General features: G+C 40.3%; 15 protein-coding genes and 1 pseudogene. 9 read left to right on the top strand and 7 right to left on the bottom strand.

Translation table 11 applies throughout. The annotated features are described in order from the left end of the window. Positions 1 to 55: 55 nt before the first annotated feature. The 9 genes and pseudogenes from DWX43_RS01375 (at position 56) to DWX43_RS01325 (ending at position 5,871) form a co-directional block, all read left to right on the top strand. Positions 56 to 826, top strand: a complete 771-nt coding sequence (locus DWX43_RS01375) for an ABC transporter ATP-binding protein (RefSeq protein WP_003061398.1) — start codon at positions 56 to 58, stop codon at positions 824 to 826. After that, positions 816 to 1,658 (top strand): ABC transporter permease, encoded by an 843-nt coding sequence (locus tag DWX43_RS01370; protein WP_003060411.1) that lies wholly within the window; start codon positions 816 to 818, stop codon positions 1,656 to 1,658. Before DWX43_RS01375 ends, DWX43_RS01370 begins: the two co-directional genes overlap by 11 nt. Positions 1,659 to 1,678: 20 nt before the next feature. Further along, positions 1,679 to 1,762, top strand: a complete 84-nt coding sequence (locus DWX43_RS01365) for a 23S rRNA methyltransferase attenuation leader peptide (RefSeq protein WP_001814874.1) — start codon at positions 1,679 to 1,681, stop codon at positions 1,760 to 1,762. Positions 1,763 to 1,886: 124 nt separating this feature from the next. After that, positions 1,887 to 2,624, top strand: coding sequence for a 23S rRNA (adenine(2058)-N(6))-methyltransferase Erm(B) (gene erm(B), locus DWX43_RS01360; protein ID WP_001038795.1), 738 nt, complete (start codon positions 1,887 to 1,889; stop codon positions 2,622 to 2,624). Positions 2,625 to 2,793: 169 nt separating this feature from the next. Continuing rightward, positions 2,794 to 3,054: pseudogene (locus tag DWX43_RS01350) on the top strand (topoisomerase DNA-binding C4 zinc finger domain-containing protein); the annotation flags it as partial. A gap of 294 nt (positions 3,055 to 3,348) precedes the next feature. Further along, a complete protein-coding gene (locus DWX43_RS01345; RefSeq protein WP_003061815.1) occupies positions 3,349 to 3,768 on the top strand; it encodes a sigma-70 family RNA polymerase sigma factor in 420 nt (139 codons plus the stop codon). 3 nt (positions 3,769 to 3,771) lie between these two features. Then, positions 3,772 to 4,026: a helix-turn-helix domain-containing protein gene (locus DWX43_RS01340; protein ID WP_002322727.1), complete on the top strand. Its 255-nt coding sequence runs from the start codon at positions 3,772 to 3,774 to the stop codon at positions 4,024 to 4,026. 373 nt (positions 4,027 to 4,399) lie between these two features. Continuing rightward, on the top strand, positions 4,400 to 4,603 hold the full coding sequence (locus DWX43_RS01330) for an excisionase (RefSeq protein ID WP_002322728.1): 204 nt from the start codon (positions 4,400 to 4,402) through the stop codon (positions 4,601 to 4,603). Positions 4,604 to 4,680: 77 nt separating this feature from the next. Next, entirely contained in the window at positions 4,681 to 5,871 is a 1,191-nt protein-coding gene (locus tag DWX43_RS01325; protein WP_003062094.1) for a site-specific integrase, read from the top strand. Between the two features lie 630 nt (positions 5,872 to 6,501). Here DWX43_RS01325 and DWX43_RS01320 read toward each other — a convergent pair. The 7 genes from DWX43_RS01320 to DWX43_RS01290 form a co-directional block, all read right to left on the bottom strand. Next, positions 6,502 to 6,915 (bottom strand): zinc ribbon domain-containing protein, encoded by a 414-nt coding sequence (locus DWX43_RS01320; protein ID WP_118618351.1) that lies wholly within the window; start codon positions 6,913 to 6,915, stop codon positions 6,502 to 6,504. Between the two features lie 12 nt (positions 6,916 to 6,927). Continuing rightward, complete coding sequence (locus tag DWX43_RS01315; RefSeq protein WP_118618518.1) at positions 6,928 to 8,211, bottom strand: thiolase family protein; 1,284 nt, start codon at positions 8,209 to 8,211, stop codon at positions 6,928 to 6,930. Positions 8,212 to 8,297: 86 nt separating this feature from the next. Beyond that, positions 8,298 to 9,479 carry an ROK family transcriptional regulator gene (locus DWX43_RS01310; RefSeq protein WP_181368692.1) on the bottom strand — a complete coding sequence of 394 codons (1,182 nt, stop codon included), beginning with the start codon at positions 9,477 to 9,479 and terminating at the stop codon, positions 8,298 to 8,300. A gap of 88 nt (positions 9,480 to 9,567) precedes the next feature. Further along, positions 9,568 to 10,533, bottom strand: coding sequence for an aldo/keto reductase (locus DWX43_RS01305; RefSeq protein WP_118618349.1), 966 nt, complete (start codon positions 10,531 to 10,533; stop codon positions 9,568 to 9,570). Between the two features lie 161 nt (positions 10,534 to 10,694). Beyond that, a complete protein-coding gene (locus DWX43_RS01300) occupies positions 10,695 to 11,177 on the bottom strand; it encodes a VOC family protein (protein WP_118618347.1) in 483 nt (160 codons plus the stop codon). Between the two features lie 83 nt (positions 11,178 to 11,260). After that, the gene (locus DWX43_RS01295; RefSeq protein WP_118618345.1) at positions 11,261 to 12,196 is read right to left on the bottom strand and encodes a sugar phosphate isomerase/epimerase; all 936 of its coding nucleotides are present in this window, start codon (positions 12,194 to 12,196) and stop codon (positions 11,261 to 11,263) included. Next, the gene (locus tag DWX43_RS01290) at positions 12,196 to 13,188 is read right to left on the bottom strand and encodes a sugar phosphate isomerase/epimerase (RefSeq protein WP_118618343.1); all 993 of its coding nucleotides are present in this window, start codon (positions 13,186 to 13,188) and stop codon (positions 12,196 to 12,198) included. Before DWX43_RS01290 ends, DWX43_RS01295 begins: the two co-directional genes overlap by 1 nt. Positions 13,189 to 13,921 lie beyond the last annotated feature (733 nt).

The following is a 13,921-nucleotide window of genomic DNA, read 5'->3' as shown; positions in this document are numbered from 1 at the left end:
ATTTAATTGTATTCCAAAACAAATAAATGTGGCAGGAAGAAAGGAGCGATTTTTAATGGAACACATTTTAAATTTAGAGCAAGTAAAAAAATACTACGGGGGTAACTCTGGAAATATCACAAAGGCAGTAGACGGTATTTCTATGTATGTAGATAAGGGCGAATTTGTCGCAATCATGGGAGCTAGTGGTTCTGGAAAGACTACCCTATTAAACTGTATCTCTACGATTGATACTGTAACCAGCGGACACATTACAGTCAATAATCAAGATATTACCAAAATCAAGGATAAAGATTTTGCTGATTTCAGACGTGAAAATTTAGGGTTCATTTTTCAAGATTTCAACCTTTTAGATACTTTAACGATTGGAGAAAACATTTCTTTATCATTGGTTATCAACAAACAGAACCCTACTGATATTGAGAAAAGAGTTCATGCTATCGCCGATAAATTGGGTATTCGTGATATTTTATCGAAATTTCCTTATGAAGTTTCTGGCGGACAAAAACAGCGTTGTGCTTGTGCTAGAGCCTTAATCAATGAACCGAAACTGATTTTAGCTGATGAACCGACGGGAGCTTTGGACTCAAAAGCTTCCAGATTATTACTGGAAACAATGTCTGAAATCAACAAGAAAATGCAGGCTACTATTTTAATGGTAACACATGACCCGTTTAGTGCGTCTTTCTGTGAACGTATTTTGTTCTTGAAAGACGGTAAAATATTCAATGAAATTTTCAGAGGGGAAAAAAGCAGAAAAGATTTCTTCAATGAAATACTGGATATATTAACCTTGCTCGGAGGTGAAGTGGGAAATGTTAGGTAAGTTAGCGTATAGAAATACAAAAAGAAATATTAAAGATTATTTGATTTATCTGATAACCGTTACTGCATCCTTTTCTCTTATATTTGCTTTTAATTTGGTGGCAAATTCTGATGAAATTGTAAAGTTATGTTCCAGTATGGATGCATTTAAGAATTCATTGTTCGCTGTAAATATTCTTATTATTTTTGTGATATGCTTTTTGATCAACTATACAACGAAATTTATGTTTGAAAAAAGAAGTAAAGAATTAGGAACATATATGCTTCTTGGCATTAAGAAAAAAGAAATTGCCCACTTAGTTGTAATTGAAAATATACTGTTGGGAATTTTAGCATTTGTATTAGCTATTCCTATTGGCTTTTTATTCAGCCAGTTTGTGTCGTTAGTAATTGTAAACTTACTGGGTATTCCAAAAACTCTCTTTATTTCTTTGAATTTCGTTTCTATTGGACTATTGATAATTTATTTTTTAACTATTTATGTTTTGGTTTTGCTTAATCTATTAAGAAGAATAAGTAAAATGACGATACGTGATTTTCTTTATTTTGACAAACAAAATGAAAAGAAAATGTTCCGTGACAGTAAAAAAAGAAATGTCATTTTTGTTTTAAGTATTATTCTTGGTGCGATTTCTCTTTTTCTCTGGAATTCACGTTGTACTATGGATAATTTTAATAAGCAAGAAACACTTACTTATTTGATGGTAAGCGTAATCATGTTGATTATCAGCATTTATGGTATATCTACAACTTGTGCAGATATGTTCTTGACTGTTATCTTAAAATTTTGTATAATAGGAATTGAAGTTAAATTAGATGCTAAAAATTTGTAATTAAGAAGGAGGGATTCGTCATGTTGGTATTCCAAATGCGTAATGTAGATAAAACATCTACTGTTTTGAAACAGACTAAAAACAGTGATTACGCAGATAAATAAATACGTTAGATTAATTCCTACCAGTGACTAATCTTATGACTTTTTAAACAGATAACTAAAATTACAAACAAATCGTTTAACTTCTGTATTTATTTACAGATGTAATCACTTCAGGAGTGATTACATGAACAAAAATATAAAATATTCTCAAAACTTTTTAACGAGTGAAAAAGTACTCAACCAAATAATAAAACAATTGAATTTAAAAGAAACCGATACCGTTTACGAAATTGGAACAGGTAAAGGGCATTTAACGACGAAACTGGCTAAAATAAGTAAACAGGTAACGTCTATTGAATTAGACAGTCATCTATTCAACTTATCGTCAGAAAAATTAAAACTGAATACTCGTGTCACTTTAATTCACCAAGATATTCTACAGTTTCAATTCCCTAACAAACAGAGGTATAAAATTGTTGGGAATATTCCTTACCATTTAAGCACACAAATTATTAAAAAAGTGGTTTTTGAAAGCCGTGCGTCTGACATCTATCTGATTGTTGAAGAAGGATTCTACAAGCGTACCTTGGATATTCACCGAACACTAGGGTTGCTCTTGCACACTCAAGTCTCGATTCAGCAATTGCTTAAGCTGCCAGCGGAATGCTTTCATCCTAAACCAAAAGTAAACAGTGTCTTAATAAAACTTACCCGCCATACCACAGATGTTCCAGATAAATATTGGAAGCTATATACGTACTTTGTTTCAAAATGGGTCAATCGAGAATATCGTCAACTGTTTACTAAAAATCAGTTTCATCAAGCAATGAAACACGCCAAAGTAAACAATTTAAGTACCATTACTTATGAGCAAGTATTGTCTATTTTTAATAGTTATCTATTATTTAACGGGAGGAAATAATTCTATGAGTCGCTTTTTTAAATTTGGAAAGTTACACGTTACTAAAGGGAATGGAGATAAATTATTAGATATACTACTGACAGCTTCCAAGAAGCTAAAGAGGTCCCTAGCGCCTACGGGGAATTTGTATCGATAAGGGGTACAAATTCCCACTAAGCGCTCGGGACCCCTTGTAGGAAAATGTCCTAAGTGTGGCAACAATATTGTATTAAAAAAATCGTTTTATGGTTGTTCAAATTATCCTGAATGTAAGTTTACTTTAGCTGAACATTTTAGAAAGAAAAAACTAACCAAAACGAATGTAAAAGAATTACTGGAGGGAAAAGAAACCCTGGTAAAAGGAATCAAAAACAAAGAGAAAAAGCCCTACAATGCCGTTGTAAAAATTGGGGAAAAGGGATATATTGATTTTATCTCTTTTTCAAAATAAACATAAAAGCCCTTTAAAGAGGGCTTTTATATATTAATCACAAATCACTTATCACAAATCACAAGTGATTAATCACAAATCACTTGTGATTTGTGATTCTTAATGATACAATATTACTATGTTTTAGCTTTAAAGGCTCGTACAGACTATATGTTTTGTGCGGGCTTTTTTCATACCCGAAAAAATTTAAAAAATTTTTCAAAAGAGGTCATTAAATCACACCTAGCTGTCCTTATATGGTGCGGAAAGAGGGATAAACACTTTTCAAATCATAAAGGAAAGGAGGTGAGATTGATGAAACCGTCTGACTTCCAGAAAACAGTTCAATGTCGTTTTGAAAGTTGTTTAAAGAAAGTTGTCCGTAGTGTCGTGAAAGATTATTACAAGGAATTAAACCGTCGTAAGAATAAAGAAATATCTTTCAGCGAATTGCCAGATGTCCTTGTTGATAAAATGGCTGTTTGGGACGACTACGAAACAGATTATACAATCTTTTCAGTATGTGGCATTGATATTCGTGTCCTTGATGATGAATTGGCAGAAGCCTTGAAGAAACTTCCAGAAAGAAAACGCAATACTCTGTTGATGTATTACTTCTTGGAAATGACAGAAAGTGAAATTGCCAACTTGCAGAAAATCACGCAAAGCGGTGTATTTAGAAACCGACATCACGCTTTGGAAACTATGAAAAAAATACTCAAGGAGGAACATTAGAAAATGAAACAGTTATTTAAGAAACCGTCTTATTACTTGATTTCATCAGCTATGGACGGAAACGAAAAAGCGATTGAAAAATTACTGGCATTTTATGACCCTTACATATCAAAGTGCTGTTTGCGTTCACTTTATGATGAATACGGCAATGTTTATATCGTTGTAGATATGGAATTAAAAGGACGTATCAGAGAAGCACTTATCAAAATGATTTTAGGTTTTGATATTGAAGATATGGACTTAGAACCAGAAGAATAAGCAGTTTTTAGCGGAGCATGATTTAATATCCCCCTCTTTCCTGCTCTGCCACCTGCTTTTATATGAAAGCAACACGCTTTCACCACAGCTCTTTGACAACTGAATAAAGCAGACAGATACGTTTGTGAGATGGCGAGCCACGGGGACTGTACGCCACGACCTTTTCAAAAGAAAGCGAGCGACCCACGCAGTGATCCGAGAGCGACTGTTGGAAAAGTTGTTTTGCCACGACCTATCCTCACAGAATAATGATACGTCCGCATGGTGCGGTTCTGCCCACAAGAATGGGAATAGTTGAGATACTAATGGAGCTTTCCAAAGCCGTCTGCCTGCTTGTAAAAAACGACACACAGTAAAGGGGGGTGCATAGATTATGAACAATACTGATGTGCCTATTTGGGAAAAATATACGCTGACGGTTGAAGAAGCGTCCAAATACTTCCGCATTGGCGAAAAGAAATTGCGTAAATTAGCCGAAGAAAATCTTGACGCTGGCTGGGTTATCGTGAACGGCAACCGTATTCAGATTAAGCGAAAACAATTTGAAAAAATCATAGATACATTGGACGAAATCTAATGTCATTGAGCCGTAGATATGGTATAATAAATATAGCGTATCACGGCTCGTTCCATGACGGAAAGGAGCTTTACACTATGTCTAATGTAAAACGAAAAGACAGTAAAAATCGCAATTTGCGTAATGGAGAGAGCCAGCGAAAAGACGGAAGATACGTTTATAAATATACCGATATATACGGAAAGCCACAATTTATCTATTCTTGGAAACTTGTACCGACAGACAAGACACCTGCTGGAAAGCGTGATGATATATCGTTGAGGGAAAAAGAAACACAGATTAAAAAAGACCTTAACGACGGTATCGATACAGCAGGCGGTAAAATGACAGTCTGCCAGCTCTACGACAAGAAGAACAGCCAAAGAAAGAACATCAAGAGGGCTACTGAAAAAGGACGACAGTATCTTATGAACGCTCTGAAAAATGACCCATTGGGTATGAGGGCGATTGATACTGTTAAGCAGTCGGACGCTAAAGAATGGGCTATCAGAATGAGCGAAAAAGGATACGCCTATAAAACGATTGATAACTACAAGCGTTCCTTGAAAGCGTCATTTTACATGGCGATACAAGACGACTGTATCAGAAAGAACCCGTTTGAATTTAAGCTAAGTGATGTTCTGGAAGATGATACGGAGCAGAAAGTTATCCTTACACCAGAGCAGGAAGAACGCCTGCTTGCCTTTATGGAAAAGGATAAGATTTACAGCAAGTATTATGATGAGGTTGTGCTTCTGCTGGAAACGGGACTTCGTATTTCTGAATTTTGCGGACTAACGACGCATATTGATATGCAGAACAGAATACTCAATATAGACCACCAGTTATTGAAAGACAGCGAAATCGGCTACTATATTGAAACGCCAAAGACCAAAAACGGAAAACGAGAACTTCCATTGACAGAACGGGCTTATCAAGCAATCCAAAGAATACTAAAGAACAGAGGAAAGGCACAACCGTTGATTGTAGGTGGTTATAGCAATTTCCTATTCTTGAACCGTGAGGGCTTACCTAAAGTTGCAGGAAACTATGAGGGCATGGTGCGAGGACTAATTAAGAAGTATAACAAGTATCACACGGACAAGTTACCGAACATCACACCACATTCATTCCGACATACTTACTGTACGAATATGGCAAACAGAGGAATGAACCCAAACACCCTGCAATATCTTATGGGACACGCTAACATAACCATGACACTTGGCTATTATGCACACGGTACATTTCAATCTGCAAAAGCAGAACTGGAAAGACTGGCTTGTTAATATCGGAGCTTATATTTACTACTCATTTACTACTTTTGGTTGCATTTTCATGCTGGTAAATGCCAGCTTATGCAAGGTATCTTCCAAAAAGAAAATACCGATAAAGCCCTAAAATACGGGATATATCGGCATTTACCAACTTATGAAAAGATAATCAGAAATTTAGTAAGTTTTTCAAAGAATACATTTTATTAAAATATCATTTAAATAGCCTTCTATACAATCCGCATAGCCAATACACATCCACTGCGCTTGAGCTTAAGGGTTCCTCCAGAGAACAAGACTTTCCTGCTGACTGGAGGAACCAGCCTGCCGTGGAAGTTGACGGGGCGCGTAAGGATGGCATATATCCTATGGCAAATGCTTTTAGTAAGCTTTAGCAGCAGTTAGAGGAAACACGCACAATCTGCCGGACAAAAGTTAATTTCCAAATTAACTTTTGAATACGCCTGAGCCGCCTAATCATCAGATTAGGCGGTGAATGCGTATGGTGCCGGCAGATTGTGCGTGTTTCCTCTTACTGCTGCTTAGCATAACGGTCAGCATTTTCCATAGGATATATGCCGCCCTCACGCACCCCGTCAACTTCCACGGCAGGCGTCCCCATCTTTTCACAAGGCCCCTTGTTCTCTAACCCTCTTCTACTTCGTCCAGTTCAAAAAATACGACTGTCACTCCATCCTTCTCTACAAAAAGCGGATGTACCGGCAAAGGCAGCAGCGGTCTTAATTTCTTTGCTTTTTTCTTGCTTATGCCGAAAACCGTAGCATTAAACATAACCCCTTCTTCCAATTCGATAAGTCCATACCCATATGTACCAAGGCTGGCATTCCAGGGGTCTGCATTTAGAGTGGACGGTAAAATCATACTGTGGAGTTTTCCCTTCCCGGATAGTTCCACCCATTCCGTTTCATGATATCCACATGTATTACATGCATATCTCGGCGGATACTCGATTGCACCGCACTCTTTGCATTTACGTCCGTAAAGCTTATGTTCCGCTAAACCCTGATAGAATTTTTCTACAATTTTTTCTATTTTCAACGTCTTTCCCCCCTAATCCACTGTTCTAAGAATAGGAATACGACAATTCTGTCCGCCGCCGAAGCCACGGAGCATTGCCGTCTTTGGCTGATTCTTGACCTGATGTGAGCCTGCCTGGCCGCGGAGCTGAAGAACTGCCTCGTAAACATCTGCCATTCCGGATGCGCCATAAGCATGTCCATAGGATGTGCGTCCTCCATGCGGATTAATCGGGCGGTCCCCGTCAAATGCAGTACGCCCTTCCATTACCCATTTCCAGCCTTCTCCTTTCGGCAGGTAACCTACTTCCTCGGCTGCTAAGAGCTGTGAACAAAGTACAAAATCGTTCACAAGAAGAAGATCTATATCTTCCGGTGTCAATCCAGTTGTCTCATATACCTGGCGTGCTGCCTCTTTGGTAATCTCCATCTCATTATGCGGCTGCATTAATTCCAGACAGGACGCGCCAATGCCCAGGACTTCTACCGGTTTCTGCTTAAACTTCGATGCCATCTCTGTCGGGCATACAATGACACACGCAGCGCCGTCCGCACTTGGTGCGTTTCCTGTAACTCTGAGGTACTGTGTTGTCTTAGGATTAAAAGGTGACCGCAGATATTCCATAGGATCATCAAAACCATACTGTTTTGCGATTTCCTCGAACGGAGTGCGGAGCATTGCCAATGGATTCAGCGCAGCCGCCCTTCTTCCATGATAGGACATCGTATTGAGGACGTCATCAATCTGCGTCTCTGTCAGGCCATATTCATCCCGATACAGATCCATCCAGTCATCCTGGCCGATATGCCCGCCGCCTAACGCACGCGTATATGCACGGTCCATAATGGCTTCCAGATCCGGGATTACATCCTCTGTCGTTATCGTTCTGCGTATATGGGCAGGCTTACCCATTACAGGCAGACCGCATGCCATTTCAACACAGCCGGTTAACACAATATCATGTGCACCGCTCGCCACATCTTTCACGGCTTCTTCCAGCCCTACATAACCTGAACAGCATGCTTCAGAATGATGAACAGATCCTTTCCCCCGCATCCCGAACCACTCTGCAACCTGCATATTTGGCGTTGCTGCGAAATTAAAGAACTTAGGATTTGCTGATCCGTGATAAAAATAATCAACATCTCTCGGCTCTAATCCGGCGTCTTCCATCGCCATCAGTGCAGCATGACCGAAAAACTCTCCTTCTGTCAGCCCTTTCATGTCCGGGTCTTCATCAATATTACAGAATGGGGTTGCACCAATCCCAATAATGGAAACACTGCGGGCATACTTGCCAAGTTTTCCCTCTACCATATCTACTGCTCCTTCCTGATTACTGTTTACCCTCACGGTATACGCAGTAACCCTTCCTTCACTTCTGATGAATAACATTCTATATTCTATTTTTTTACGCTCTTTCTTTTTCCATCTTTTTTCCGGGCAGGCACCGCGGCTACTGAGTTCTTAAATAATTCCGGAAGCATTTTATGCAGGCAGAGTGACCTTGTTTCCAATGCCGCGCCGTATGCATCATCATAATCCCCGTATATACTGCAGTGGATTCTGATTGTCTGGCCGCTCTCGGGTGACAGGGCACTGATAAAATCGTTTAACTTCTCTGTGTATGGTTCAATATACTTTGCCATTTCCCCGCCGATTACAATATCCACTTTAAAAATAGCATAGATATTATATATTGCTATCGCCAGATGGTGCAGATAAGAATCCCAGAGCTTTTCATATACAAGGCTGCCTTTATCAATTTCTTCAAACAATTCCTCGTAGCTGCTGATCGGAAAATTTTTCTTAAGTATTTCAATGATCGTACTTGCGGAGCATAACCCTAAAAGACTGCCTGACGACTCATATGTCAGCTTCTTCTTATCCGGTTCTATAATCATGGAACCGATATCCAGACTTGAAACTTTCAAATTAAAAATACTTCTGTCGTGAATCAAAATCCCGCTTACACGCCTGCTTAGCAGGATAAAAAAATTGTCCTCAACGTTCGTATTCGCAAACACCTGTGCCATCGCTGCCAGTCTGCAGGAATCCCCTATTGCCACATGCTCCCCAAGAATCCGGAATATACTCTCGAGGGATACCTCAGGCACCCCCAGAGTATAGGTATCGGAAATAACTTTTTGTTCATAATCCACAAAACCGGGTAACGCAAGTCCCACTCCACATGGGATCGGCGCCCTTTCCTGCATCCCTTTAATCAGACTGTCAATCTGGCGCCAGTATTCCTCGTTTTCTACAAACTGGATATAATGCTTTTCCTTTTCATGGATATGGCCTTCAAAATCAATCAACAACACGTATACCGTATGCCTTGCGATGCTTACTCCGATGGAATACTGGTATTCGGGGTTCAAAGACAGCTGAACAGGTCTTCTTCCTCCGGAAGATTCTCCTGTCCCTGTTGTCATTACGATATCACTGCCCTTTAGGATGTTCATGATATTTGATATCGTTGGTACACTTAATCCTCTTTTTTGAGCAATCTCCGTATTCGTGATCCCCGGGTTACATTCAATTTCATTGATGATATAAAACGCATTCTGTAAACGTATTTCCATAGTATTAGCAACTTTCATATTTCATCTACCGTCTTTCTTTTATAGTTTTTTTAAGTGTTACTAAATACTATTTTAACACAGGCCCTGCTTATTTTCTATCATCTGTCTTAAGCTCAAGGTAAAGAACCTCTGAAGGAGTCAGCTTCACATCTAAAGCACCGAGTGAAGACTCAATCTCGCTTCTGTTTGCAGCCCCGATGATCGGGAACGCATTGAGCGGGCTGTCGAGTACGTAAGCCATCGCTACCTGTGGAATGGAGCATCCCTTTTCTTCCGCAATTTCCTTGCAGCGGTCAAGTCTTACAAAGTTCTCTTCATAGCAGTATCCGATTCGGCAGAACATATCAATGCTCTCCGGATCGTTTGCAAGCAGTTCTCTTGTAATTCTTCCTGAGAATAAACCTCTTGCCAGTGAAGAATATGCCAGTACCGGCATCTGATTCTTTGTATACCACTCCTGTGCGTCTGCATTTTTATTGCCTGCGATAGTAACACATCCCGGTGCGAACGGGTTCTTCACCTGCTCAGCCAGGCTGAAGTTTGGAGAGGAGACTGACATCGGCGTGAGATTGTGTGCATAAGCATATTCATTTGCCTCTTCCAGACGCTCATGGGTCCAGTTAGATCCCCCGAAAATTTTGATCCTGCCTGCTGCTTTATGTTCGTTGAGCTTCTCCACGATCGGTCCGACCGGAAGCTTTGTGTTATCTCTGTGAAGCAGATAAATATCAAGATAATCTGTCTGAAGCTCTGCCAGTGTTTCCGCAAGGTCAGAGTCAATATCGTACGGTGTCACTCTTTCACGGTAGTCAGTAGGATGTGCTCCCTTTGAAAGAAGCACAATATTCTCACGTACTCCGCGGGACTTGATCCATTCCCCGACTGTCGGCTCAGAATCATATGCCCTGGCAGTATCGATTGCCGTGATTCCAAGATCATATGCCGCATCTAATGTCTGAAAATGTTTTTCTTTATTATCCGGGAACATTCCGAATGTTCCCATAAAAAACTTACTTACCTTTTTTTCTATTCCGTCAAACTTTACATATTCCATTTTCTCATTTCCTCCCTTATCACGTTTTATTCTTCCGGCAGTTTAAAATAGAGTTTCGCTTGCGAAACTCGCGCCTGCGGCGGTCGCTCCGCGACATCTGCCTTATACGCCGCAGTGCGCATCCCGCCGGGAGGGCTCTTTATTTCATAGGACGTACTTTCCTATGGAATGAAGTTAGCGTCGAGGCCGCCCTTCTTGTCCTCATTGTATACTTCGAGGTATAATCCCAATTCCTTGTGGAGGTCAAGATATGCAAATTCCATTCCGATCTGAGGATCTTTACATAAAAGCCAAGGATCTCTTCCTGTAAGTTTCTTGTGCTGCTCAATCACTTCGCCGAAGCTGTCTCTCGTAATCAGTGCAATGTGGTGCATCCCCGGGCCATGCTCGTCTAACCATGTTTTATATGGGCTTTCGCTGATCGGCTGGATCAATTCGATTTCGAATCCCCAGCAGTCACAGAATGCCATAATTGTCTGAAGTCTGTCCTTTGTTCCGTTCATAGAGAAATCCGGGAACTCATTGGAATCTAACGGGCTGACTCTCCACGGACCTACGCCGTATTCCTCATAGTGTTTGATTGTTTCCTCCACATTCTCAACGATAATTCCAATCTGTAAAAATTTTGCGAACTGTGTATCCATTTTTTCTTCCTCCTGAAAATCATTTATTTTATATTTCTGTTCAAAATAATGAACAGGTGTTTCTTTTTTTGTTTGCTTTAATTTTATTTGTATATCGGATCAAGGACTGTGTCGATATAATTCTTTGTCAGCAGGATGGTTGCCAACGGGTCCGGTGTTCCATCTGACTCGATTCCAATCCAGCCTTTGTGATTATGCTTTTTCATAAGTTCCCACAATCCCCTGAAATCAAGCACACCACCGCCCGGCTCCCAGAACCATCTGGCTCCCTGCTCATCGAATTCTGCTCCTGCCCCAAAACGTTTCTCATCCGGGGCATTTACATAGGTTGTATCTTTGATATGGAAATACTGAACCCTGTCATGATATGTATCATAAAAATGCAGGATGTCCTTGCCCATAATCGCTACCTGGGCTGTATCGAGGCAGTAGTAAACATAATTAGGATCTGTCATTTCCAGAAACTTCTCATGGTCGTATTTGTTGACTGCACACCAGAATTCATTGTGAATGGAAACAGCCAGCCCCTTCTCGGCACACATGCGTCCCACTGTGTTCATACACTCTGCAACGTTCTTTAACCCTTCCTCATCAAGAGGTCCTGTTCCGTAATACTGTCCTGCCGGCTGTACAATGAGATTAATACCGCCGCACTCTGCGAGTGCATCAATCGCCTGCTGTTCGTATGCAAAGATATCTGGGTGATTTCTCTTATCCTGAGAACCTACGTGATGGGAAAACATACCTGTAATTCTCTCGATTCCCCTCTCCAAAGCAAATTCTTTGAAGTTCTTCATCGACCCGAATGCATTCACAATGCTTGGGACCGAGAATACCATGATTTCAATTCCTTTGAAGCCTGCCCCGGCAAAATACCGAAGGATCTTATCCCAATCCTGATAATAATAGGCTGAACCAAAATCTCCCATATACCATTCATTGAAATTATTAATCTGTTTGTAATTGATATTGCCCCAGAGATTAGTCATGTATGTATAGTTGATGTTTCTGTTTTCCATTACTGAACCTCCTTCGCAGCGTAATTTTTTTCAAGATTGTTCCAGAATGTTCTCATCCTGAGTATTCCTTTTGGAATATCCAGAGAATATTTAGAATCCAGAATGACCGGACCGTCAAAATCTGCTTCTTTGAGAATTGCGTAAAGCTTCTCGAAATCCATGTCCCCAAATCCCAGATCATAATACACCCTCTGCAGGCGTCCGTCCTGCGGGAATTCCGGTGAAATCGTCTTATATACATCTGACTCATCCACGAATTTTGTATCTGTAAAGCAGACTGCCTTTGCCTGCCCGGCATACTTCTTAAAGTAAGCATCAGGGTCTGCACCGGCAATGTGCAGATGTGCAGGGTCCGGAGCATAGGATACAAGGTCCTTGTCAACTATTTTCATAAACGCATCAATTCCGGTGCCCCTCATCAACGTCCAATACTCATTGCGAATGGCAAGATTAATTTGGTTCTTCCGGCAGTTTGCGCCGATCCGGTTCATACATTGGGCAGCATCAGCAAGGAACTTCTCTATCTGATTCTCATCACCGTTAAATGTCTGATTCAAAAAGCCAATCCCCGGTGTCGGTGAAACAAGAAGCGTGCTCCCTTTCAATTCCTGCAGGGCTTCTACCGTGTCCGCCGCATGGTCGTAAAACTCGTCAAAAAACTTCTCAATGGGGAGCCCTGTCTCAAAAAGACTATTAAACTGGCTCTGGGCAGAAATGGTAATGGCTTCCACATTTTCTACACCTTTGTCATTTAAGTAACTCAGATACCCCTTTGGCGAACCAAAGCGTGTCCTGATTGATGCTGTACATATCGGTGCACCATTTCTTGACACGTTCTCTGTATTAGGAACCATAGGAATCATGATAGATGAAAAACCTGCGGCCGGAAACATATCCGTTATCTCATCCCAATACCATTTCGCAGCTCTTAAAAAGGCGCCTGGTCCGCTTGTGTCGGCATTTACGATGCCAAAACTTGCAACAGCTTTCATTTTTTACCTCCTTTGAATGAATCTTTCTATCTGTAGAATACTGCATGTTTTTCGTTGTGTCAACACTAAAATAAAGACTTTTTTTAATATTTAAAATAAGTGCTAAATATAAGGGATTAATTATGCTTTATGTTATAAATGCAAAGGAACAGAGAGCAAAAATCATAGTGGGATTTTTGCTCTCTGAAGTCAATTTACGGAACAGCTTTCTGGAAAGTTTTATTATCCTCGTTATCCCATAGTTATCCAACAGATATCCACATGTTACGAACAAAATTTTGATGCCAATGCAAAGAAAATGTATTGTAATCTAATCTACAGTATGCTATTCTAAATCTGCTCATGGAAGGTCTATCCATGAAACAAAAGGATCCGTTTATTCAAATGGTCAGGAAACAGACCATCTAAAAGGGAATATTCCCCCGTTTTTACCAAACAGTTCACACTAAAATACGTTCCGTTTATAAAAAGAAGGGGCTTGATTATACCTGCTGTATTTCTTATACTCTATGTATAAGGAAACTGTGGCTGTTCAAAATCTACAGGCAGTTACCCAAAAACGAGCCTCTCCTGTGAATGGAACAAAGCACAAAGGAGGGTGCTTATGACAGTAAAAGAAAACAGAGAATACAAGAACAGCATGTTTGTAGACCTATTCTTCGAAGACGCACTGGCGGAAGAGAATGATATCTCGCTATATAATGCACTTCATGATGAACCGCTGCCCGAAGGA

Source organism: Clostridium sp. AF19-22AC (assembly GCF_003479085.1).
GTDB lineage: Bacteria > Bacillota > Clostridia > Lachnospirales > Lachnospiraceae > Faecalicatena_A > Faecalicatena_A orotica.
Note: the sequence above shows the minus strand (reverse complement) of the source record. Positions and strands in the feature narration are given on the sequence as shown.

What these genes read in the sequence shown, in the direction of transcription:
- DWX43_RS01365 (WP_001814874.1), top strand. Translation starts at nt 1,679, where the DNA reads ATGTTGGTATTCCAAATGCGTAATGTAGATAAAACATCTACTGTTTTG.
- DWX43_RS01340 (WP_002322727.1), top strand. Translation starts at nt 3,772, where the DNA reads ATGAAACAGTTATTTAAGAAACCGTCTTATTACTTGATTTCATCAGCT.
- DWX43_RS01310 (WP_181368692.1), bottom strand. Translation starts at nt 9,479, where the DNA reads ATGGAAATACGTTTACAGAATGCGTTTTATATCATCAATGAAATTGAA.
- DWX43_RS01345 (WP_003061815.1), top strand. Translation starts at nt 3,349, where the DNA reads ATGAAACCGTCTGACTTCCAGAAAACAGTTCAATGTCGTTTTGAAAGT.
- DWX43_RS01290 (WP_118618343.1), bottom strand. Translation starts at nt 13,188, where the DNA reads ATGAAAGCTGTTGCAAGTTTTGGCATCGTAAATGCCGACACAAGCGGA.
- DWX43_RS01305 (WP_118618349.1), bottom strand. Translation starts at nt 10,533, where the DNA reads ATGGAATATGTAAAGTTTGACGGAATAGAAAAAAAGGTAAGTAAGTTT.
- DWX43_RS01330 (WP_002322728.1), top strand. Translation starts at nt 4,400, where the DNA reads ATGAACAATACTGATGTGCCTATTTGGGAAAAATATACGCTGACGGTT.
- DWX43_RS01315 (WP_118618518.1), bottom strand. Translation starts at nt 8,211, where the DNA reads ATGGTAGAGGGAAAACTTGGCAAGTATGCCCGCAGTGTTTCCATTATT.
- DWX43_RS01370 (WP_003060411.1), top strand. Translation starts at nt 816, where the DNA reads ATGTTAGGTAAGTTAGCGTATAGAAATACAAAAAGAAATATTAAAGAT.
- DWX43_RS01300 (WP_118618347.1), bottom strand. Translation starts at nt 11,177, where the DNA reads ATGGATACACAGTTCGCAAAATTTTTACAGATTGGAATTATCGTTGAG.
- DWX43_RS01295 (WP_118618345.1), bottom strand. Translation starts at nt 12,196, where the DNA reads ATGGAAAACAGAAACATCAACTATACATACATGACTAATCTCTGGGGC.
- DWX43_RS01375 (WP_003061398.1), top strand. Translation starts at nt 56, where the DNA reads ATGGAACACATTTTAAATTTAGAGCAAGTAAAAAAATACTACGGGGGT.
- DWX43_RS01325 (WP_003062094.1), top strand. Translation starts at nt 4,681, where the DNA reads ATGTCTAATGTAAAACGAAAAGACAGTAAAAATCGCAATTTGCGTAAT.